Here is a 21,535-nt window from a genome sequence, read left to right on the forward strand (position 1 = left end):
GGCATCAGCGGCACCACCAGCACGAACGGCGTGCCCAGCAGGACCGCCTCGGTCAGGCCCCGGCCGACGGTCAGCCCGAAGAGCGTCGCGCCCTGGGCGGCGCCGAGCACGTACTTGATGTAGAAGGGCAGCAGCGCCGGCATGATCGTCCAGATCAGCCAGGTGAGCACGCTCGCGACGGCGAAGACCTGGAACGGGCGGTGGGCCAGGCACATCCGCATCGACCTCCACAGCCCGGGGGCGAGCGCCCGCTCGGCCCGCCGGGCCGGCCCCGACCCGAGCGCGGCCAGGTAGAACACGGCTGTCGCCGTGCCGAGGACCGCCCCCATGGCCGGGTATCCCAGGCTCCTGGACAGCTCCGGCGCGGCCACGAAGGCGGCGAGCAGGGCCACCCCGGCCAGGGCCTCGCGCCAGGCGGCCAGGCTCGCCCGCTCCCTCACTGCCGTGGCCAGCTCGGCGAAGTAGGCGTTGTAGGCCACCGTGACCAGGCTGAAGACGGTGTCGAAGAGCAGCAGGCTGCCCAGGAACCACAGCGGGAGGAGGCCCTGCGGCGGCACCCACAACGCGAAGAACGCCGCGCCCAGCGGGACCGCCCCGAAGAGGATGTACGGCTTGCGCCGCCCCAGCCTGCCGGTGGTGCGGTCGCTGAGGGTGCCGGCCAGCGGGTCGTTGACCGCGTTCCACACGCTGTAGGCGATCCAGGCCGTGCCGGCGAAGGCGGGCGACAGCCCGAGCTCGTCGATGTAGTAGAACTGCAGCAGCAGGCCGGCCGTCTGCTGGCACAGCGTGTTGGCGAAGTTCCCCGAGGCATACGCGATCTTGTTCGGTAATCTCATGCCGGCGCCTCTATCGAACGACCGTTAGAGCGAGTGTGACGCAGCCCCGGCCGCCTGACCAGCCCTGGCGGCCGGGGCCTGGCGGTCACCGACCCGAGGGGGCCTTGCACGGCGCGCCGCCGCAGGTGTCGATCACCTCGCCGGTCGCGAAGAAGTGCGCGAGCTGCGCGCGGGCCTCGGGCGAGCCGCCGGTGTCGCCGTGCGGGTCGTGGCCTTCACGGGGCGGCGTGTTGGTGAGCGGCGGGGGCGGGCTGCCGCTGTCCCACATGACCAGCGCCGACCCGGCGTGGGGAGAGGACGGGACGGCCGGGATGCCCCAGAACGGCGTGACGTCCGGGCTGCGGCCCGGCTCCAGCGCGGGCTGCCTGACGCGGGCGCCCATGGTCCGGGCCAGCACCTCGGTGGCCACGTTGGCCACCTGGTGGTCGCCGAACGCCTCGTGGATCAGCACCCGCTTGGCGGGCGTGCCCGGCAGCGGGTCGGAGGCCAGGTGCGCCGCGTAGCCGTTGCCCTCGCCGCGGTCCCACAGCATCTGGATCAGCCCGAAGACCAGCTGCTGGTCGAGCTTGTCGGGATAGGTGGCATCCAGCAGCGGCTGGAACTGGTCGAAGTCGACGCTGCGGTTGAGGAGCGTGCTGTAGTTGATCGCGGGGACGATCAACGCGGAGCGGGTGAAGTCCTGCGCGACGCCGGTCAGCGCGGCCCCGAGGATGCCGCCCTGGCTGGCCCCGGCGTACACCAGGCCGTTCGGGTCGAACCTGCCGCGGAACGCGGCGTGCGAGGCCAGGCCGTCCGGATGCTTGAGCGCCCGCCCCAGGAACAGGAAGTTCAAAAAGCCCTGCTGGGTCCGGTCGGGGATGGTCTTGAAGCGGCTGAAGTCGCCGAAGACGGTGACGACGTTCGGCACGTCGGCCGAGGACATGCCGATCCAGTCGGTCGCGCACAGCATGATGTTGTGCTCGAAGCTCGCCTGCTTCAGGTCGCCGGCGTCGATCTGGTCGGCGGTGCCGAGCAGGCCGTGCCCGAACAGCGCCGGGCGGGCGGGAGCCGTACCACGTGGCAGGTTGCAGACGAAGCCGGCCGTCTGGGTGTTGCCGCCGGCCTGTGCGGGCAGGCCGTTCGAGCCGTAGGAGAAGGACGATCCGGGCGGCCCGCCGGGCTGGTCGAGGTAGCTCGGCAGCGTGACGGTGCCGCGGACCTTCCGGGCGATCCGCGCGTCCTGCTCGGGCGTGTAGTCGGTCACCTGGGTGACGGTGAAGGCGGGCGCGGCGGCGCCGAGCTTGGCGAAGGCGTCGTCGCGGATGTGGAGCATGCGCGAGGTCAGGCCCCGGGTGCTGGCGACCGTGAAGTCCCAGGCGAGGTAGACGCCCTCGGTCGACACGCCGAGACGCTGGAGTTCGGAGACGGTACGGCGCAGCCGGTCGGACCGCTCGCGGTCGGGGCTGTACCAGGGCTCGCCGTCGAGCAGGTCGGCGGTCTTGGCGCCGGGCGGGATCACGGCGCCGGAAGCGGTGCGGAGGTTGCGCAGGAGCACCAGGTAGCGGTGGCCTTCGGCGAAGTTGCGGGCGGGCCGCACGATCAGCGCCCTGCGGCTGTCGGGAGCGTTGGCGTCGAGCTCGGCCCAGTACGGGTGGCGCTCGCCGGTCGCGGCGTCGACGATGACGATCGGCGCGTCGGGGGCGAGCGAGCGCGCCATGTCGGTGATCGGGGCGGCGCCGGTGGCTCGCAGGTCGATGCCGGGGACCCGGGCGAGGACGGCCTGGCCGGGCGAGAAGCCGTCGTTCTTGTTCCACTCGGCCGGGTCGATCGGGATCAGGCCGACGCTGCGCGGGGTGGCGAGGATCGACAGGTCGACGCGGCGGCCGGTCGGGCTGCCGGCATCGGCGCGGGTGAACCAGTCGTTGGGGAACGGCAGCAGGCAGGCCGCCGGGTCGACGGGGTCGCAGATGTGGTTGGCCGGGATCGCCGCCGCGGGGGCGGCGTGGAGTAACCCGGAGCCGAGGACGAGCGCTGCTGCCGTGGCGACGGTCAGCAGGCGGGATCGAAGGCGCATGGTGGACCTTTCCGGTGGAGGGCGCCTCGATAGCACGCCCTCCCACCAGGCCGGTCAAGTCGCGAAAAGTCGCCAGAAATCTGGTCTAGGCAGGGCCTTGGCCGTGCGCCACACTGGAGTGTCTAACGGTCGTTCGATAGACCTCGGTGAGGCGCCAGGGTCCCGTCAGGCGATGCGCTGGATCATCGTGTTGCTGATCTGGTAGCGGTAGCCCGCTTCGCGGACCGCCGCGTCCTGCTCCGGGTTCATCCCGTACGGCGCGCCGTACAGCCACACGAACCCGGGGGCCTCGCGGCCGGTGACCCGCTCGACGGCCCGGCGCGGCTCGAAGATCTCCCGTTCGACGTCCTCGCGGGTGACCACCTTCGAGATCTGCTCGTGCGAGCCGGTGTGCGGGATCACCACGTGCCGCTCCGCGATCCGGGCCACGTCGTCCCAGCTCATGGCGAGCCGCTCGGCGGCGAGCTCCTCCTCGACCAGGTCGATGTGGTGCGCCTCGGCGAAGGCCCGCTGGTCGGGCACCGGGCAGTCGACGAACCGGGTGATGATCGGGAACCAGGCCACGATGCCGAGCTCGTCACAGATGGGCGCGGCGACGGTGGCGTTGTTGAGGTAACCCTCGTAGAAGACCGGGATGAAGCCCGGCCGGTCCAGGTGCCACTCGCCGGTGGCGTAGAACCGGTCCAGGTCCTCCAGGGTGACGCAGGCGAAGGCGGCGGCGTACGCGGCGAGCTCCGCGCGGAGCTGGTCCGCCGTGGACTGCGGCGTGTTGTGGTAGTTGACCACGCGAAGGTACCGGCCCTCGCGCAGCGCGGCCCGGTGCTGGGCGAACCCGTACCCGCTCACGCCTTGCTCCCCTCGTCGAAGTGCGCCCGCGCCAGCACGGTGAGCACCGAGGCCAGCGCCTTCAGATCGTCGTCGGCCGCGCCGGGGCGCAGCCGCTCGCCGTAGTGGCCGAGCAGGCGGGCCAGCTCGGGCCCCTCGGCGAGCGCGGAGGCGTCCCGTACCGGCGGCAGCCCGCCGGTCAGGTCCTCCAGCGCCAGGACCATCGGGATGCCCTCGCGCTCCAGCGCCCGCTGCTCGCAGTCGGCCAGCACCGTCTCGGGATCGGGGTGGGGAACGTATCCCAGGCTCATCTGTCCTCTCCTTCGTCCACCGGGTCTTCGTCCACCGGGTCGATGACCCGCAGCAGGTGCGCGACCTGCTCGGCCACCGCCTCGCGCGCCGCGCCCAGATAGCCGCGCGGGTCCACCTTCCGCGGCCGGGCCGCCAGATGCTCGCGGACGGCCGCGGTGAACACCTTGTTCAGCTGCGTGGAAACGTTGATTTTCGTCATGCCGTGCCGTACGGCCTCGGCGAGGCCCTCGTCCGGCACGCCGGAGGAGCCGTGCAGCACCAGCGGCACCGGCACGGCGTCGTGCAACCGTGCGATCAGCCCGAAGTCCAGGGCGGCGTCGCGGGTGAGCATCGCGTGCGAGCTCCCGACCGCGACGGCGAGCGCGTCCACGCCGGTGGCCGCGACGTACTCGGCGGCCTCCCCCGGATCGGTGCGCGCTCCGGGCGCGTGCACGCCGTCCTTCCCTCCAATCTCTCCCAGCTCCGCCTCGACGAGGACGCCCCGCGCGTGTGCCGCCGCGACGACCCCGGCGGTGGCGGCGACGTTCTCCTCGTACGGCAGCGCGGAGGCGTCGAACATCACCGAGCCGAAGCCCAGCTCGACCGCCTCGTCCACCAGCGTGGTCCGGGTGGCGTGGTCGAGGTGGACGGCCACCGGCACCGCCGCCTCGCGGGCCACCGCCAGCAGCGCGGCGCCGATCGGCGCGAGCGAGCCGTGGTAGGCGACGGTGTTCTCGCTGAGCTGGAGGATCACCGGACGGCCCGCCCGCCGTGCGCCCTCGACGATGCCCTGGGCGTGCTCGATCTGGATGACGTTGAAGGCCCCCGCTCCCCTCCCGCTGCCGCGGGCTTCGGCGAGGATCTCGGCGGTGGATGTCAGCGGCACTGCGGGGCTTCCTCTCCCGCCCTTAGGGAGACACGTCCGAGGTTGTCGTGATAGGCGGCGAGCTCGACCTGGCCGGCCAGCGGAGCCGTGGCGGCCGCCGCCGACAGTGCGGCCGCGTGGGCGAGCGTGCGGGGCCAATCCCAGCCCTCGGCCAGCCCGACGGCGAGCGCGGCGACGGCCGCGTCCCCCGCCCCGGTGGGATTGCCGCCCACGACCCGCGGCGGAACGGCCCGCCAGGATCCGTCGGGGGTGTCGGCGTACAGCCCCCGGGGCCCGTCCGACACGACGACCGCGTGGGCGCCGTCGCGGCGCAGCAGGCGGGCGCCCGCCTCCAGGCCCGGCAGGCCGGTGGCCCCGGCCAGCTCGGCGGCGTTGGGCTTGACGACCCGCGGCCCGGCGGGCACGGCCTGGCGCAGCGCCACCCCGTCGGCGTCCAGGACGACCGGCACGCCGTGCCGCTCCGCCTGCCGTACCAGCATGGCGTAGGCGTCGTCGGGCAGGCCGCGGGGCAGGCTGCCCGACAGCACCAGCACCGACGCCCCGGGGAGCCGGGACTCCACCCGGTCTCGCAGCGCCGTCCACTCCGACTCCGTGATCACCGGCCCCGGCTCGTTCAGCAGCGTCACGGTTCCCGCCGCCGGATCGACCACGGCGACCGTGCGCCGGGTCTCGCCGCGGGTCGCGACGAGGTCGTGCGCGATGCCGCGGGCGTCGAGGCCGGCCCGCAGCGCGTCGCCGTCCCGGCCGCCCGCGAAGCCCAACGCCGTCGCGGGGACGCCCAGGGCGTGCAGCACGCGGGCGACGTTGATGCCCTTGCCGCCGGCGCGGGCGTCCGTCCCGGCCACCCGGTTGACCGCGTCCACGGTCAGGCCGGCGACCCGGTAGGTGACGTCGAGCGCGGGATTGGGGGTGACCGTGAGGATCACGTCAGCGCTCCCGCGCCGGTGGCGGCCGTGCCCGGGTCCGGCCAGGAGACGAACACCAGGTCCGGGTCAAGTCCGAGGCCGGCGGCGAGCAGCGCCCCCACCCGGGTCACGGCCTCGCGCATGGCCGCGGGATCGCGGAGCCTGCCGCGGACGACGGCGACCGCCCCGAGATCGACCGGCCGGTCCCCGCGCGCCGCATCCTCCGCGGCCAGGGCGGCACGCTGGACGACGACCGCGCCGTCCGGCAGGCCGAGCGCCCCGGCGACCTCGGCCGCCAGCCGCGCCGCCAGCTCGGCGGAGACCGGCGCGGCGGAGGTGATCTGGACGAACGGCACGGTCACTCCACGACGACGGAACGGGACAGGTGCATGGGCGCGTCGCACTCCAGGCCGCGACGGCGGGCGTAGGCCACCGCCAGGCGGTGCACACGCACCAGCTCGGCCTGCGGGTCGGCCGAGGCCACGCGGAGGGTGGCGCCGGTGCCGGCGATCGCCTCGACGACGTCCTCGGGCAACGGGGACAGGGCCCAGACGAGGCTTCGCGGTCCCGCGCAGGCGATGGGGCCGTGGCGGTACTCCAGCGCCGCGTAGGACTCGGTCCACAGCCGGGCCGCCTCCCGGCACTTGAGCGCGGCCTCCTCGGCAAGCCCCCGCGTCCATCCGGTGCCGAGGAAGACCAGGTGGTCGTAGTCCGCCGGGTCGGCCACGAGCGGCTCGGCCAGCGCCGCCCTGGCCTGGGCGGGCAGGCCCGCCACGTCGTCGCCGATCGAGGCGCGCAACAGGGTCAGCGCGGAGGTCGCGTAGCGGGTCTGCACCACCGACTGCTCGTCGGCGTAGTCGAGCAGCACGTGCCGGTGGGTGACCTCGGTGATCGGCGAGCCGGGCGTGCCGGTGATCGCGACGGTGGTCGTGTGCTCCGACAGCTCGCGCGCCAGCCGTACCAGGTCGCTCGTGGTGCCGGAACGGGACAGCAGCACCACCGCGTCGTAGCGGTCGGGGTCGTCCAGCTCGGAGGCGATGGCCGCCCGGGTCTTGCCGTGGCCGAGCCGCTGGCGGCGGTGAGCGTAGGAGTCGAGGATGTAGTAGGAGGTTCCGCAGCCGACGGCGAGCACGCTCGCGCCGCTGCCGGGCAGCGCGGCGCCCAGGCTCTCGGCGGAGTGGATCACACGCTCCCACGTCTCGGGCTGGCTGACGACCTCGCTTTCGGTACGGCGGGCGAGTCCGGACTCGGTCGTGGTGGTCACTGCTTCTCTCTTCCTTGTCCTTCTGGCAGGGGTCCTTCTGGCGGGGTGACGGTGAGCGTTCCGGCGAGTGCGCGGGCCTGGTCCGCCGTCGGTTGCGCGGCGGTGCCGCCCCGGCCCTGCGTGGACAGCGCGCCGCAGGCGGAGGCCGTGCGCAGGGCGGTGGCGAGATCGCCGCCGGTGAGCAGGGAGGCGAGCAGGCCGGCGTCGAAGGAGTCTCCCGCGCCGGTCGTCTCGACAGGGGTGATCCGCGGCGCGTCGACCGTGAGGACCGTGCCGTCGGGATGGTGCAGGAGGGCGCCGTCGCCGCCGCGCTTGACGACCGCACAGGCGCCCCGCGCGGCGATCGCGGCCGCGGCCTCCTCCACGCCGTCCGCGCGGGCGATGCGCACGGCCTCGGCCTCGTTGGGCAGCAGGTAGTCCACGAGCGGCAGCAGCTCGGGCAGGCCGTGGCCGAAGTCGCGGGCGGGGTCCCAGTTGGGGTCCACCGACGTGGTGGCGCCGCGGTCCCGCACCGACCGGAACAGGCCGGGCAGCCCTGCCCACAGGTCGTACTGGAGGAAGTAGGAGCTGACGTGCACGTGCCGGGCGGCGGCCAGGGCCTGCGGCGCCACGTCGGCGGCGGCCAGGCGCCCGATCTCACCGGGGAAGGTGAGGATCGACCGGTCGCCGCGGGAGCCGAGCACGATGCTCATGCCGGTGCGCCGGCCCGGCCTGCGCAGGCAGTGAGTCGTGTCCACGCCGCGCTCGCGGAGCCGCTCCAGCACGAACTCGCCGAGCCAGTCGTCGCCGACGACGCCTACCATGGCCACCCTGGCGCCGAGCCGGGCGGCGCCGCAGGCGGTGATCGCCCCTGAGCTGCCGAGGACGATCTCGGCGTCCTCCACAATGTCCTCGACCTGCCCGAACGAGGGGCGGGTGTCGCCGCACTCGACGATGACGTCCGCGTTGAGCTCGCCCAAGACGAGGAGATCTATGTCAGCCATGCCACCTCACGTTCTGGTCGTCGGGGGTACGGGCATCCTCGCTCCGGCCGTGGAGACGCTGGCGGCCCGCGGAGCGCTGGTGTCCGTCGTGTCCCGCTCCTCCGGGCGGGCGGCCCGCCTGGCGGGAACCGCGCACCCGGTGGTCGCGGACGTCACGGATGCCGCGGCGTTCGCGCGGGCGCTCGACCGGGCGGTCGAGGAGCGCGGCCCGATCAGCCTGGCGCTCGCCTACCAGCCGTTCGCGCCGGATGAGGCCTGGCACGTGCTGGCCGCCCGGGTCGAGGGCCTGCTGGTGGCGCTGCTCGTCAGCGCCTATGCCGCGAAGGACGCGCCCGCGCCGCCGCTGGCCGAGGGCAGGCACGGGCGGGCCGACGTCCGCCACCTGCTGCTCGGCTGGCACCGTGACGCCGGAGGCGTCCGCTGGCACACGCCGCGGGAGGTGTCGGCCGCCGCGGTGGGCGTAGCCGACCGCGGGGAGAGCGCCGTGCTGGGGGTGATCCGCCCGTGGAGTGAGCGGCCAGGGTCCTGACCGGGACCGGCTGTCACGCATGCGGCTCCTGTTCACGGGCGACGATCAGCCCGGCAAGCAGTTTCTCTCAGAAACACTCAAAACTCTCAAGCAGAGACCGTACCGGAGCGCAGGCATGCACTGTCAAGCGGCAAAGGTGTCCGAAACAAGCAGTGATTGCATCAATAACGCGCAGATCTGCAAAGCTTCTGAGAGGTATTGACGCTTAATGGATGAAGTTGATAGGAACGGCCCTACTGGTCGGAACCCCCCGAGGAGGCCCCATGAATCTCAGCCGTCGCCGGTTCCTGCGCGCGACAGGTTCCGCGGTCATCGGCGCAGCAGCCGCGAGCGGCCTCGCGGCCTGTGGCGGCACGTCGTCCACGAGCGGCGGCGCGTCGAAGGGAACGCTGACGTTCTCGGTCTGGGGCTCCGACGCCGAGATGGGCGCCTTCAACGCCGTCGCCCGGGCCTTCGAGAAGCAGCACCCGGACATCAAGATCAAGGTCGAGCGGCTGCCGTACGAGCAGATGCGGCAGACCCTGGACGCCCGGCTGCAGTCCGGCCAGGGCCCGGATCTGTTCCGCGTCACCTACAACGACATCGGCATCTACAGCTCCCAGGGCGTGCTGCAGGACCTCAGCTCCACCATCGGCGGCGAGAGCTCGGCCTTCATCGACGCGCTGTGGGCGGGCGTGCAGTACGAAGGCAAGCCGTACGGCGTGCCCCACCACACCGACACCAGCGCGGTGCTCTACAACAAGGAGCACTTCGCCAAGGCCGGCATCAAGGACGTGCCCGCCACGCTGGAGGAGGCGTGGACCTGGGAGCAGTTCATCGAGGTGGCCGAGAAGCTCAAGGCCGTCAACCCCGGCGGCGCGGCGTTCGGCGTCAACTGGCAGCAGTACGGCGCCTACCGCTGGTTCAACTGGCTCTGGCAGGCCGGCGGCCGGGCCCTGGCCGCCGACGGCAAGAGCGTCGCCCTGGACTCCCCGCAGGCCCGGCAGGCGCTGGCCTTCACCAAGTCGTTCTACGACAAGGGGCTGATGCCCAAGAACATGCTGGTGAAGACCAGCAACAGCCCCGACCTCGTCTTCCCGTCCGGGAAGATCTCCATGGCGTTCGCCGGCGACTTCCTGCTCCCCGACATCACCACCCGCGTCACCGACTTCGAGTTCGGCGTGACCTTCCTGCCCAGGGGAGCCGCGGGCGCCGCCGCCGACCTCGGCGGCAACGCGATCGCGGTCACCACGCAGAGCGCCAACCCGGAGGCGGCCGCGCAGTTCGCCAAGTTCCTGGCCTCGCCGGAGAACATGAAGATGTTCTGCGAGAAGACCACCGTGCTCCCCGTGCGCAAGGACCTGGCCGCGGCCAAGCTCGACTACGCCGTCCGCCCCGATCTGATGCCGGTCTTCCAGCAGCAGGCCACCACGATGCCGCCGGACCTGGTGAGGCTGGTGACGCTGCCCGGCTTCTCCGGCGTCAACGACGCCCTGGTGCAGCAGCTGGAGGCGTACTTCGCCGGAGGGCAGTCCCCCGACGACACGCTCGGCGGGCTGACGGCGGCGATCCAGAAGGCGATCACCGCCTAGACCTGAGGAGGCCACAGGCAGATGGCATCGGTGAGCAGTCTCCCCCGGGAGACACCTGCCGTCCCGCCACCGGCGGGACGAGGAGTGCGACCGGCACGACTGCGGTCCCGGCGCAGCCGCGAGGCGATCGCGGGGCTGCTGTTCGCGGCCCCGGCCATCGCGGTCTTCGCGGTCTTCATGTTCTGGCCCCTGGTCAAGGTGGTCTGGATCAGCCTGCAGAAGACCAGCGGGTTCGGCATCGCCCGGTGGGTGGGCCTGCGCAACTACCAGGACATCCTGGCCGACCCGATCTTCTGGCGGGCGCTGCTCAACACCACGCTCTACACCGCGCTGTCGGTGCCCCTCTGCCTGGTCGCGGGCCTGGCGGCGGCGCTGCTGCTCAACAAGCGCATGCCGGCCCGCGGCCTGCTCCGGGCGATCTACTACATGCCCGCGGTGATCTCGGGGGTGAGCAGCGCGCTGATCGCCGTGTGGATGTTCAACGAGGATCTCGGCATCGTCAACCGGCTGCTGGACCTGCTGGGCCTCGACCCGGTGCACTGGCAGTCCGAGGGGCTGCCGGCGATGCTCTCGCTGGTCGCCGTCGGCCTGTGGATCGGGCTCGGCTTCAACATGGTGGTCTACCTCGCGGCCCTGCAGGGCATCCCGCGCCAGGTGTACGAGGCCGCCCGCTGCGACGGCGCGTCCCGGTGGCAGACGCTGCGCTCCATCACGATCCCCTCGCTGGCCCCGACGACCTTCTTCCTGGTGGTCATCGGGATCATCAACAGCTTCCAGGTGTTCGACATCGTCTACGTGATGACCGGCGGCGGCCCCGGCAACTCCACGACGATGCTCGTCACCTACGCCTACACCACCGGCTTCGAGCAGCGCCAGCAGGGCTACGCCTCCGCCATCGGCGTGCTGCTCTACCTGATCGTGCTGGTGATGACCATCGTCCAGTGGCGGGTCAACCGCCGCAGGGACACGCCGTGAGGAGGGACGCCATGACGGTTCCAGGTGCGGGCTCCCCCGGGAGCCGTACGGCGAGGCTGCGCTTCGCGCTGGCGGCCACCGGGGCGCTGGCGATGCTCTTCCCAGTCTACTGGATGGTCGTCACCGCGCTGTCCTCCCCCGCCGAGCTGCGCAGCGCGGAGCTGCGCCTGTGGCCGAGCGCGATCAACTGGGCCAACTTCACCGGTCCCTGGAGCAAGTTCCCCTACCCGACCTGGTTCCTCAACTCCGTCGTGATCGCCGTCACGGCCGTGGTGCTCACCGTGGTGATCAACCTGATGGCCGGGTACGCGTTCGCCAAGCTCCGCTTCCCCGGCCGGAACGTGCTGTTCATCCTGATCCTCAGCACGTTGATGGTGCCGGTGCAGGTCGTGATGGTGCCGCAGTTCCATCTGGTGGTGGACTTCGGCATGCTCGGGTCCAACTGGGGAGTCATCGTGCCCCGGCTGGCCGAGGCGTTCGGGCTGTTCATGGCCCGGCAGTTCATGATGGCCATCCCCGACGAGCTGGTCGAGGCGGCGCAGGTGGACGGCGCCGGCCAGCTGCGGATCTTCACGCGGGTCGTGCTGCCGCTGTGCAAGCCGCTGATCGCCGTCCTGGTGATCTTCACGTTCATGTGGCGCTGGAACGAGTTCGCCTGGCCGCTGATCGTGCTCAAGGAGGCCGAGAGCTACACGCTCCAGGTGGGGCTGCTGTTTCTGAAGAACCAGTACGGCCACGACTACGGCGCCCTGCTGGCCATGTCGCTGGTGTCGATGATCCCCATGCTCGTGGTCTTCGCGCTGTTCCAGCGGCACTTCGTCGAGGGCATGGCCCGCTCGGGCATCAAGTGATGGGAACGACATGATCAACGTCTGTGTGACGCTCGACTTCGACGACGCCTGGCTCGCCGACGTGGCCGCGGTCTCCCCCGAGGTGCGCGTGCACAAGCACCTGGCCGCCTCCGCGGATGAGCTCCCGGCCGGCCTGCTGGCCCGCACCGACGTGCTCTACACCAACACCGCCTTCCCCACGCGCGCCCAGGCGCCGCGGCTGGGCTGGGTGCAGCTGGACACCTCCGGCTGCGACCACGTCGTCGGCACCGACCTGTGGGCCGCCGAGACGCCGATCACCACCATCGGCGGCGTCTCCCCCAAGCCGCTGGCCGAGTACGTGCTGATGATGATCCTCGCCCACGCCCACCACCTGCCCGAGATCATCGCGTTGCAGGGCCGGTCGTTCTGGCCGGACCTGGACTACCGCTGGAACCGGCTGATGCCGCGCATGATCCCGGGCTCGACGGTCGGCGTCGTGGGCTACGGCCGGATCGGCCGCGAGATCGGCCGGCTGGCCCACGCCTTCGGGATGAACGTCATCGGCATGCGCAGGGGCGGGCCGCGGGCCGGCGAGCGGTACGGCGAGCCCGCCCAGGAGGCGCAGGCCGAGGTGGTCGGCCCCGAGGGGCTGCACGACCTGCTCTCCAGGTCGGACTACGTCGTGCTCACCGTGCCGCACACCCCGCAGACGCACCACCTGCTCGACGCGGCGGCCTTCGCCAGCATGAAGGCGGGAGCCGTACTGATCAACGCGGCCCGGGGCGGGGTGGTCGACGAGGAGGCGCTGCTCGCCGCGCTGCGCTCCGGCCAGGTCGGCTTCGCCGCGCTCGACGTCTTCGCCACCGAGCCGCTGCCCGCCGGCAGCCCGTTCTGGCGCGAGAGCAATGTACTGATCACCCCGCACGTGGCAGGATTCGCGCCCGGCTACCGCGATCAGGTCCGTGCGCTGTTCACCGAGAATCTGCGCCGGTTCATCGCGGGCGACCCCCTGTTGAACCTGGTGGACAGAAAGGCCGGGTACTGATGCTGAGTGAGAAGCGCAGGAGCAGGCTCCTGGAGCTCGTGCGGCGCAACGGCTCGATCGGTGTCGACGAGCTCGCGGAGCTGCTCGGGGTGAGCGTCTCGACCGTCCGGCGGGACCTGGACGAGATGGACGAGCGCGGGCTGCTGCGCCGGGTGCACGGCGGCGCGGTGGCGATCGACCAGCCCGAGCCGCACGAGAACTCCATCACCGAGCGGGCCGTGCGCAACCTCGAGGAGAAGACCCGCATCGCGGCCCGCGCCGTCGAGCTCATCGCCCCCGGCAGCACGATCCTGCTGACCGGCGGCTCCACGACCGCGCAGCTCGTGCCCCACCTCAAGACGGTTCCCGACATCACCGTGGTCACCAACTCCATCGCGATAGCCCACGCCATCGGCACCACGGCCGAGCCCGTGCAGGTGCTCGTGCTCGGCGGGCTGATGCGCAACGTCGAGCTGTCGCTGCTGGGCCACCTCACCACCCAGGCGCTCGCCGACGTGCACATCGACACGGCGTTCTTCGGCGCCTACGGCATCGACCCCGACTACGGCGTCCTCGGCGCGCACCTGGCCGAGGCGGAGACCGACCGCAACATGATCGCCGCCGCCCGCCGCCTGGTGGTCCTCGCGGACCACAGCAAGTTCAGCCAGCGCAGCGCGGTGCGCATCGCCCCCATCTCCCGCGTCGACACCGTCGTGACCGACCGCCTGACCCCGGACAGCGCGGTGGCCGCGCTGCGGGCGCAGAACGTCACCGTGATCCAGGCCTAGATTGGAGCTCTTCCCGGCATGACCGACTCCCGAGTACTCGTCCTGATCGGCGCGGGCAGCGCCGTGTTCACCCGAGGGCTGCTCGCCGACCTGATCTCCGCCGACGACCTCGGCTCGTGGGAGATCCGCCTCGTCGACGTCGGCGAGGAGGCGCTCTCGGTCGCCGCCCGTCTCGCGAACCTGATGGTCGAGGCCCGCGGCGCCCAGGAGAGGATCGCGGTCCGGGCGTCCACCGACCGCGCGGCGATGCTGCCCGGCGCCGACTACGTCGTCACCTGCGTGGGGGTGGGCGGCCGTCCGGCCTGGCAGGCCGACCACGAGATCTGCATGGAGCACGGCGTCTTCCAGCCGGTCGGCGACTCGGTGATGCCGGGCGGCATCTCGCGCCTGCTGCGCACGGTGCCGGTCATGGTGGAGATCGCCCGGGACGTCGCCGCGCTCGCCCCCGGAGCGTTCTTCTTCAACTACAGCAACCCGATGACCGCCAACGTCATGGCCATGACGAAGTACGCCGGAGTGGACGTGGTGGGCCTGTGCCACGGCATGCACCACGTGCAGCGCGAGCTGGCCGCGTTCGCCGGGCTGCCGTTCGAGGAGACCTCGACGCTGTACGCGGGCATCAACCACCTGACGTTCATCTACGACTTCCGGCACAACGGGCGCGACGCCTGGCCGATCGTCCGCGAGCGGATGGAGCGGGAGCTCTCCCAGCCGGCCGACCCCGCCGACATCGGCTCCATCTGGGAGAACGGCAAGGCCTGGCACAACCCCTTCTCCTGGGAGATCTTCCGCCGGTACGGCGCCTACCCGGCGGCCAATGACCGGCACGTGGTGGAGTTCTTCCCCGAGCGCTGGGCGAACGGCGACTACTACGGCAAGAAGCTGGGCGTGGACGCCTTCTCGGTGCCGGAGATCCTGGAGTGGGGCGAGGGCCGCTACCAGGCCATGCGCGCCCAGGCCGAGGGCGAGGCCCCGCTGGATGAGTCGATCTTCGATCGCTCGACCGGCGAGCAGGAGCAGCTCATCGCGATCATCCGTTCGATCACGTTCGACCGGCGCGAGATGTTCTCGGTGAACGTGCCGAACCGCGGCGCGGTGCCCGGCCTGCCCGACGACGCCGCCCTGGAGATCCCGGGAGTGGCCACCGCCCGCGGCCTGCGCCCCGTGCAGGTGCCCGACCTGTCCGCCCCGCTCACCTCGATCCTGGCCCGGCGGCTGGCCTCCGTCTACCTGGCGGTGGAGGCCGCGATGACGGGCAGCCGCGACCTCGCGGTGGAGGCCGTGATCGCCGACGGGGCGGTGACCGATCCGGCCGCCGCCGCGGCGCTGACGGACGCGCTCATCGCCGCGCACAAGCGCTTCCTGCCGAACTTCGCCTGACCACAGACGGCCATCAGGCCCTTGGAGAAGACATGAGAATCGCCCGTGTACGGCGCGGAGACGGAAAGATCTTCGTCGCCCGAGTCCAGGACGGCCTCGCCGTCCCGGTGGCCGAGCAGCGGCCCGCCTTCATGGCCGACGCCCTGCGCGACCTGATCGCCGACGGCGCCGCGATCGCCACACTGGAGCCGGTCGCCCCCGCGCTGCCCCTGGCCGAGGTCACCCTGCTCAGCCCGCTGGCCGCCCCGCAGAAGATCGTCTGCATCGGCCTCAACTACGCCGACCACATCCGCGAGACCGGACTGGAGGCCCCGCAGCGGCCGCTCGCCTTCGTCAAGACCGCGCACACGCTGGCCGGGCCGTACGAGGAGATCGTGATCCCGGAGGGCGCCACCGGCCAGCTCGACTGGGAGGCCGAGCTGGCCGTGGTCATCGGCAGCGCCGCCCGCGACGTCTCCCCCGCACGGGCCCTGGAGCACGTCTTCGGCTACACCGCCGCCAACGATCTGTCCGCCAGGGACGCGCAGTTCGCCGACGGGCAGTGGTTCCGCGGCAAGAACTTCGACGGCTTCTGCCCGCTGGGCCCGTGGATCGTGACTCCCGACGAGCTCGGGGACCCGCACAGCCTGGCCGTCGGCGCCCGCGTCAACGGCGAGACCGTCCAGGACGGCTCCACCAAGGAGATGATCTTCGGGGTCGGCGAGATCGTCTCCTACCTGTCCCGCTACCTGACCCTCCATCCCGGCGACGTGATCGCCACCGGCACCCCGCACGGCGTCGGCATGGGCCGCAGCCCGCAGCTGTGGCTGAAGGACGGCGACGTGGTCGAGGTGGAGATCGAGGGCATCGGCACGCTGCGCAACACGGTGAGGTTCGCATGAGCCGCTGGGGCTTCCCCGTCGTCGACTTCCACTGCCACCTCCCCGGCCCCGAGCCCACCCAGGACCGGCTGGACGCCGAGTACGAGCACGTCTGCGGCCCGGCCAAGCTGGCCCGGCTCCGGGAGAACGCCAAGGGCTACCACGAGCGGGTACGGCGCGCCCGCACGCTGCCGCCCACCGGGCCGGAGACCCGGTCCACCGAGGAGGTCGCGGCCGCCTGGCGTGCCGAGGCCGACGACGTAGGCCTGGCCCGCGTGGTGTTCATGAGCGGCGGCGGCAACGACCGCCTGGCGAAGGTCGTCGCGGCGCACCCGGACCGGTTCGCCGGCTTCGCCAACCACCAGCCCTGCTCTCCCGGCGCCGCCGCCGAGCTGCGGCGGGCCGCCGGCGAGCTCGGCCTGTCGGGCTACAAGGTCATCGCGCCGTGGGTGACCGTGCCGCTCGCCGACCGGTCGCTGTGGCCGGTGTGGGAGGTCTGCGAGGAGTACGGCCTGCCGGTCGTGATGCACTTCGGCCCGGTGAACGGCGGCGGCGGCCTGGGGCACGCGCCCAACATGGACCCGATCGCCCTGCACGACGTGGCCAAGGCGTTCCCGACCGTGAACTTCGTGGTGGCGCACTTCGGCTGCGGTTACCCGGGTGAGCTGCTCCGCCTCGGCTGGGCCAACGCCAACGTGCACGCCGACACCTCCAGCAACCACGAGTGGACCCGCTGGATGCCCTACGAGCTCACGCTCAAGGACCTGTTCCGGCGTTTCCGCGAGACCTTCGGACCGGAGCGGATCCTGTTCGGCACCGACTCCTGCGACTTTCCGTGGGGCTACATCCGGCAGTACGCCGACGAGCAGGTGCGCATCGTCCACGAGCTCAACCTGTCCGCCCGCGACCGTGGGCTGATCTTCGCGGGGAACGCGGCGCGGCTGCTCGGCCTGGACCTTCCAGGCGTCACAACGACCAGGGAGGACGTGGCATGACCACCGGTATCGCCGACGATCCCGACCGCGCGCCGGCCCGCTCCCACCTGTACGCGATGGGCATGACCGAGGAGGACATGCGCCGCCCGGCCGTGGGCATCGCCTCCACCTGGACCGGCACGATGCCGTGCAACCTCACCCACCGCGAGCTGGCCGCCCACGTGGCCACCGGGGTGCGCCGCGCGGGCGGTACCCCGATGGAGTTCAACACGATCGCGGTGTCCGACAACCTCACCATGGGCACGCCCGGCATGCGGGCCTCCCTGGTGAGCCGGGAGGTCATCGCCGACTCGATCGAGCTGATGGGCCGGGCCCACCAGTTCGACGCCATGGTCTGCATCGTCGGCTGTGACAAGACCGTGCCCGCCGCGATCATGGCGCTGGCCCGCCTCGACGTCCCCGCGGTGGTCCTCTACAGCGGCAGCATGATGCCCGGCCGGTGGCGCGGCCGGGATGTCACCATCCAGGACATGTGGGAGGCGCTGGGCGAGCGGGCCGTCGGGCGTCTCAACCAGGACGAGGTCGACGACCTGGCCCGGCACGCTTGCCCGGGAGCGGGCACCTGCGCCGCGCAGTACACCGCCAACACCATGGGCGGCGTTGCCGACTTCCTCGGCCTGGCCCCCTTCGGGACCGGTGACATCCCGGCGGTGGCCGACGGCAAGAACGCCGCCGCCGAGCGGGCGGGCGAGATCGCGATGGCGGCGCTGGCCAGGGACGCCCGGCCCTCCCGGATCCTCACCGAGGCATCCCTGTACAACGCGATCGTGTCGGTGGCCGCGATGGGCGGCTCGACCAACGCGGTGCTGCACCTGCTCGCCATCGCGCGCGAGGCGGGAGTGCCGTTGCGGATCGACGAGATCGGCGACGTCTGCCGGAAGGTGCCGATCATCACCGGGCTCAAGCCGAGCGGCCCGCACACCGCCGCCGACCTGTGGCGGGCGGGCGGCACCGCGCTGGTGGCCAGGCGGCTCCTGGAGGCGGGGCTGCTGCGCGAGGACGTCACGCTGGTCGACGGGCGCACCCTGGCCGAGGTCGCGGCCGACGCCGTGGAGGCTCCCGGCCAGCGCGTGGTCACCTCCGTGGCCGCCCCGGTCAAGCCTCCGGGCGCGCTGGCGATCCTGCGGGGCTCGCTCGCCCCGGACGGCTGCGTGCTCAAGCTCGGCGGGCGGCCCGATTTCCGCTTCGAGGGCCCGGCCAGGGTCTTCGACTCGGAGGAGGAGTGCTTCGCCGCCATCCAGCGCGGCGGCGTCATGGCGGGCGACGTCGTGATCGTCCGCTACGAGGGTCCCGCGGGCGGCCCCGGCATGCGGGAGATGCTGTCGATCACTGGCGCCCTCGTCGGCCAGGGGTTGGGCGATTCCGTGGCGCTGGTGACCGACGGGCGGTTCAGCGGCGTCTCCCACGGCCTGGTCATCGGCCATGTCGCCCCCGAGGCGTTTCACGGCGGGCCGATCGCCCTGGTCCGCGACGGCGACACGGTCGTCGTCGACACCGCCGCCCGTACCCTGGACCTCGTGGTCGGCGAGGAGGAGCTGGCACGCAGGCGCGCCGCTTGGCGCCGCCCGGATCGGCCCGTGGAGCGGGGCGTGCTGTCCAGGTACGTGGCGTCCGTCGGCTCGGCGTCGGACGGGGCGGTGACCGTCTGAAAAGGACGCGGCAAGGGGACGGCGCGTACGGCTGACGCCCTTGACGGTCCGGGGTTCCTCGACCAGCGTGGCAGGAGATCGAACCGCGTTCGGAGACCGCCGTGCCCGTGCCCCGCTCCATCCTCACCAAGACCGACCCGGCCGACCTCGATCTGGACGTCGTCCGGGGTGAGTGGCCCGCCGACCTGACCGGCTTCGTGGTGATGAGCACCGCCGACCAGCGCACCCATCCCGTCCACGCCTTCTTCGGCGACGGCATCCTGGTCCGCCTCGCGCTGCGCCCCGACGAGCGGGGCCGGTTCGCGTGGCGGCCGCGCCTGATCGAGTCGCCGTCGGTACGGCTGCGCCGGGCGCGGCCCGGCCTGTTCGTCCCCGGCCCGGTCGGCACCTCCTCCCCCTTCGGCACGGTCAACGCGGCCAACACGGCGCCGCTGCCCTGGAGAGACCGGCTGTTCGCCACCTGGGACGCGGGACGCCCCGTCGAGGTCGACCCGGTCACGCTCGGCTTCCTGGCCGAGGTGGGGCACCGCGACGACTGGGCGCCCGCGCTGGACGCGCCCGTCCTGCCCTCGATCCTGTCGACCGCCCACCCGGTGATCGACCCGGAACGCGGCTGCCTGTGGTCGGTCACCCGCGACCCCGTCACCGGCGTGGTGTCGGTGGTGCGCTACGACGGCGAGGGCAGGCACGTGCGCCGATGGCCCGTCGACGGCGTCGCCTTCCCCCAGGCGACGCACACGATCACCCAGACCCGCGACTGGCTCGTGCTGGCCGACACCGCCTACAAGGTCGACCTGGAGGAGGTGCTCGGGGCCGGCGACAGGAAGGTCGCCAACAACCCCGGCGGGCCGCTCGTCCTGGTCCGCAAGGACGCCCTGGAGCGGACGCCGCCCGGCGCGGGCGTACCGGGGACGGTCTTCCGCATCGCGCCCGAGGTCAACCACTTCTACGCCACCTACGACGACTCGGCGGGCATCCGCGTCGTCATGGAGCACACCCCGGGCGTCGACATCGGGCTGTACCTGCGCGAGGACGACGTCGACGTCTTCGGCAGGCCCGTCGACCCGGCGCTGCGCGGCATGTACTGCCACGGCGCCACCCCGGCCGTCGTCACCGTGCTGGAGTTCGATCCCGAACGCGGCACCGTGACGGATGTGGCCCGGCTGCGCGATCCGGCGCGCTACTGGCAGGCCGAGCTGTCGGCCGTCGACTGGTCCTTCGAGGGGCTGCTCGCACCCACCCGGCACCACATCGTCTTCCAGGGCTTCCACCCCGAGGCCGTCACCCGACGGCTGCTGCGCAACTACGGCACGCGGATCGACCCGTCGCTGTTCCCGCGCGAGGGGACGCCCTCGGTGCTGGCCTCGCTGGAGCGCGACTCGCTCAAACCGCTGGCGGAATGGGACTGGCCGCTGGAGGACTACCCGACCTCCCCGGTGTTCGTGCCGCGGGCGCCCGGCGGGCCCGGCCGGTCCCGCTACGCGGGCGCCGATCCCGGCGGGCACGACGGCTACCTCGTGGTGGTCGTGCACAACGACGCGCGGTTCCGGGTGGAGGTGTTCGACGCCGGCGACGTCTCGCGGGGGCCCGTGGCGACGCTCGCGCCGCCGTACGGGACCGTGATCCCCTTCATGATCCATGCGGCGTGGATGCCGGCGTGCGTGCCGCACGACCCGTCCATCGAGCGGCTGCGCTTCGCCGACGACCTCGACGAGCGCCTCGACCGGCTGGATCCGGACCTGCGTGAGGTGGCGCGCCGGGTGGCCGCTCAGCTTTAGGCGGCTGTCACGCCCGGCAGGACTCCAGCCGGTCCCAGTCCAGCTCGACGCCGTGTCCGGGCCGCTCGGGCGCGATCGCGCAGCCGTTCACGATCTTCAGCGGCTCGGCCAGGAAGCGGTCGAGGGCGAAGCCGTGCGCCTCCATGTAGGTGCGGTTCGGGGCCGAGGCGAGCGGGTGGACGGTGAGGTCGTGGACGCCGTGGGAGGTCACCGGGAGGTTGTGCGCCTCGGCGAGCGCGCAGATCTTGCGGAAGACGGTCATGCCGCCGCAGTTGCTCACGTCGGGCTCGGGATAGGTCACGGCGCCGGCGGTGATGAAGGTCTGGAACTCATACAGCGTGTGCAGGTTCTCCCCGGTCGCCACCGGCACCCCGCCCTCGCGCACGACGCGCAGGTGGCCCGCGACGTCGTCGGGGATGGTGGGCTCCTCCACCCAGACCAGGCCGAACTCGCGCAACGCGCGGCCCGCCGCGACGGCCTGGTCGGCGCTCCACTTCATGTTCGCGTCGACCATGAGCGGGAAGTCGTCGCCCAGATGCTCACGCATCCGGCGCACCCGCTCGAGGTCCTCGCGCAGGCTCGGCCGGCCGACCTTCATCTTGATGGCTCGGAAGCCCTGCTCCTGGAAGCGGTCGGCCTGCGCCAGCAGCTCCTCGATCGGGAAGTCGAGGTCGATGCCGCCGGCGTAGACGGGGACCTGCGGATCGTAGCCGCCGAAGTAGCGCCACAGCGGCAGCCCGGCGCGGCGGGCCTTGAGGTCCCACAGCGCGATGTCGACGGCGGAAATCGCCGAGGTGAGATGCCCGCCGCGGCCGGCGTAGTGCAGGTGCCACCACATGTCCTGCCACAGCCGCTCGATGTCGTCGGCGTCCTGGCCGGCCAGCCTGCCGGCGAGGTAGCGGTCGATCATCACCTGGATGGCCGCCGCCCCGGCGTGCACGGTGTAGGTGTAGCCGAGGCCCTCGGCGCCGTCGGCGTCCCGTATCCGGACGGTGAGCAGCTCGAAGTCCACCATCACGCCGTGGGTGCTGTCGCTGTAGGCGGTCGGGGTGGGAAGCCGGTACAGGTCCGTGCGGACATTGTCGATCTTCGCCATGGTGGTCCCTTCCGTCAGCCGCGCGTCCCTGTCGT

General features: G+C 72.2%; 20 protein-coding genes and 1 pseudogene. 11 read left to right on the forward strand and 10 right to left on the reverse strand.

All coding sequences use genetic code 11. The annotated features are described in order from the left end of the window. Positions 1-29 precede the first annotated feature (29 nt). From BSB02_RS29740 to BSB02_RS29780, 9 genes and pseudogenes are all read right to left on the reverse strand, one after another. A pseudogene (locus tag BSB02_RS29740) lies at positions 30-836 on the reverse strand (MFS transporter); the annotation flags it as partial. An 85-nt stretch (positions 837-921) separates the two neighbouring features. After that, positions 922-2,889: a hypothetical protein gene (locus BSB02_RS29745; RefSeq protein ID WP_084963893.1), complete on the reverse strand. Its 1,968-nt coding sequence runs from the start codon at positions 2,887-2,889 to the stop codon at positions 922-924. Positions 2,890-3,054: 165 nt separating this feature from the next. Continuing rightward, positions 3,055-3,735, reverse strand: coding sequence for a polysaccharide deacetylase family protein (locus BSB02_RS29750; RefSeq protein ID WP_084963895.1), 681 nt, complete (start codon positions 3,733-3,735; stop codon positions 3,055-3,057). Continuing rightward, on the reverse strand, positions 3,732-4,025 hold the full coding sequence (locus BSB02_RS29755; RefSeq protein WP_084963896.1) for a hypothetical protein: 294 nt from the start codon (positions 4,023-4,025) through the stop codon (positions 3,732-3,734). Before BSB02_RS29755 ends, BSB02_RS29750 begins: the two co-directional genes overlap by 4 nt. Next, positions 4,022-4,891 (reverse strand): class II fructose-bisphosphate aldolase, encoded by an 870-nt coding sequence (locus BSB02_RS29760; protein WP_084963898.1) that lies wholly within the window; start codon positions 4,889-4,891, stop codon positions 4,022-4,024. Before BSB02_RS29760 ends, BSB02_RS29755 begins: the two co-directional genes overlap by 4 nt. Beyond that, entirely contained in the window at positions 4,882-5,817 is a 936-nt protein-coding gene (locus BSB02_RS29765; protein ID WP_084963900.1) for a 1-phosphofructokinase family hexose kinase, read from the reverse strand. Before BSB02_RS29765 ends, BSB02_RS29760 begins: the two co-directional genes overlap by 10 nt. Beyond that, positions 5,814-6,152, reverse strand: coding sequence for a hypothetical protein (locus BSB02_RS29770; protein ID WP_084963901.1), 339 nt, complete (start codon positions 6,150-6,152; stop codon positions 5,814-5,816). Before BSB02_RS29770 ends, BSB02_RS29765 begins: the two co-directional genes overlap by 4 nt. 2 nt (positions 6,153-6,154) lie before the next feature. Further along, complete coding sequence (locus tag BSB02_RS29775) at positions 6,155-7,060, reverse strand: SIS domain-containing protein (protein ID WP_084963903.1); 906 nt, start codon at positions 7,058-7,060, stop codon at positions 6,155-6,157. Then, positions 7,057-8,043 carry a carbohydrate kinase family protein gene (locus BSB02_RS29780; RefSeq protein WP_084963905.1) on the reverse strand — a complete coding sequence of 329 codons (987 nt, stop codon included), beginning with the start codon at positions 8,041-8,043 and terminating at the stop codon, positions 7,057-7,059. The genes BSB02_RS29775 and BSB02_RS29780 overlap by 4 nt, the downstream gene beginning before the upstream one ends. On the opposite strand from BSB02_RS29780, the gene BSB02_RS29785 reads away from it, so the two are divergent. The 11 genes from BSB02_RS29785 to BSB02_RS29835 all read left to right on the forward strand — a co-directional run bounded on the left by BSB02_RS29785 (position 8,042) and on the right by BSB02_RS29835 (position 20,404). Next, positions 8,042-8,572 (forward strand): Rossmann-fold NAD(P)-binding domain-containing protein, encoded by a 531-nt coding sequence (locus BSB02_RS29785; RefSeq protein ID WP_084963907.1) that lies wholly within the window; start codon positions 8,042-8,044, stop codon positions 8,570-8,572. The two genes, BSB02_RS29780 and BSB02_RS29785, sit on opposite strands and share 2 nt — an antisense overlap. A 263-nt stretch (positions 8,573-8,835) precedes the next feature. Next, positions 8,836-10,143 carry an ABC transporter substrate-binding protein gene (locus BSB02_RS29790; protein ID WP_158088758.1) on the forward strand — a complete coding sequence of 436 codons (1,308 nt, stop codon included), beginning with the start codon at positions 8,836-8,838 and terminating at the stop codon, positions 10,141-10,143. 84 nt (positions 10,144-10,227) lie between these two features. Then, positions 10,228-11,118: a carbohydrate ABC transporter permease gene (locus tag BSB02_RS29795; protein WP_206184957.1), complete on the forward strand. Its 891-nt coding sequence runs from the start codon at positions 10,228-10,230 to the stop codon at positions 11,116-11,118. 11 nt (positions 11,119-11,129) lie between these two features. Then, positions 11,130-11,969, forward strand: coding sequence for a carbohydrate ABC transporter permease (locus tag BSB02_RS29800; protein WP_084963912.1), 840 nt, complete (start codon positions 11,130-11,132; stop codon positions 11,967-11,969). A gap of 10 nt (positions 11,970-11,979) precedes the next feature. Beyond that, entirely contained in the window at positions 11,980-12,975 is a 996-nt protein-coding gene (locus tag BSB02_RS29805; RefSeq protein ID WP_084963914.1) for a D-2-hydroxyacid dehydrogenase, read from the forward strand. After that, complete coding sequence (locus BSB02_RS29810) at positions 12,975-13,742, forward strand: DeoR/GlpR family DNA-binding transcription regulator (protein WP_084963916.1); 768 nt, start codon at positions 12,975-12,977, stop codon at positions 13,740-13,742. Before BSB02_RS29805 ends, BSB02_RS29810 begins: the two co-directional genes overlap by 1 nt. An 18-nt stretch (positions 13,743-13,760) precedes the next feature. Continuing rightward, a complete protein-coding gene (locus BSB02_RS29815) occupies positions 13,761-15,122 on the forward strand; it encodes a family 4 glycosyl hydrolase (protein WP_084963918.1) in 1,362 nt (453 codons plus the stop codon). 32 nt (positions 15,123-15,154) lie between these two features. Then, the gene (locus tag BSB02_RS29820) at positions 15,155-16,003 is read left to right on the forward strand and encodes a fumarylacetoacetate hydrolase family protein (RefSeq protein WP_084963920.1); all 849 of its coding nucleotides are present in this window, start codon (positions 15,155-15,157) and stop codon (positions 16,001-16,003) included. Further along, positions 16,000-16,977, forward strand: a complete 978-nt coding sequence (locus tag BSB02_RS29825; RefSeq protein ID WP_084963922.1) for an amidohydrolase family protein — start codon at positions 16,000-16,002, stop codon at positions 16,975-16,977. The genes BSB02_RS29820 and BSB02_RS29825 overlap by 4 nt, the downstream gene beginning before the upstream one ends. Further along, a complete protein-coding gene (gene ilvD, locus BSB02_RS29830) occupies positions 16,974-18,626 on the forward strand; it encodes a dihydroxy-acid dehydratase (protein WP_084963923.1) in 1,653 nt (550 codons plus the stop codon). The genes BSB02_RS29825 and ilvD overlap by 4 nt, the downstream gene beginning before the upstream one ends. 101 nt (positions 18,627-18,727) lie before the next feature. Further along, on the forward strand, positions 18,728-20,404 hold the full coding sequence (locus BSB02_RS29835; RefSeq protein WP_084963925.1) for a carotenoid oxygenase family protein: 1,677 nt from the start codon (positions 18,728-18,730) through the stop codon (positions 20,402-20,404). A 7-nt stretch (positions 20,405-20,411) separates the two neighbouring features. Here the strand turns inward: BSB02_RS29835 and BSB02_RS29840 are convergent, their stop codons facing one another. Then, on the reverse strand, positions 20,412-21,500 hold the full coding sequence (locus BSB02_RS29840) for a mandelate racemase/muconate lactonizing enzyme family protein (RefSeq protein ID WP_084963927.1): 1,089 nt from the start codon (positions 21,498-21,500) through the stop codon (positions 20,412-20,414). Positions 21,501-21,535: the final 35 nt, after the last annotated feature.

It is taken from the genome of Thermoactinospora rubra (assembly GCF_002093975.1).
Lineage (GTDB): Bacteria > Actinomycetota > Actinomycetes > Streptosporangiales > Streptosporangiaceae > Nonomuraea > Nonomuraea rubra_A.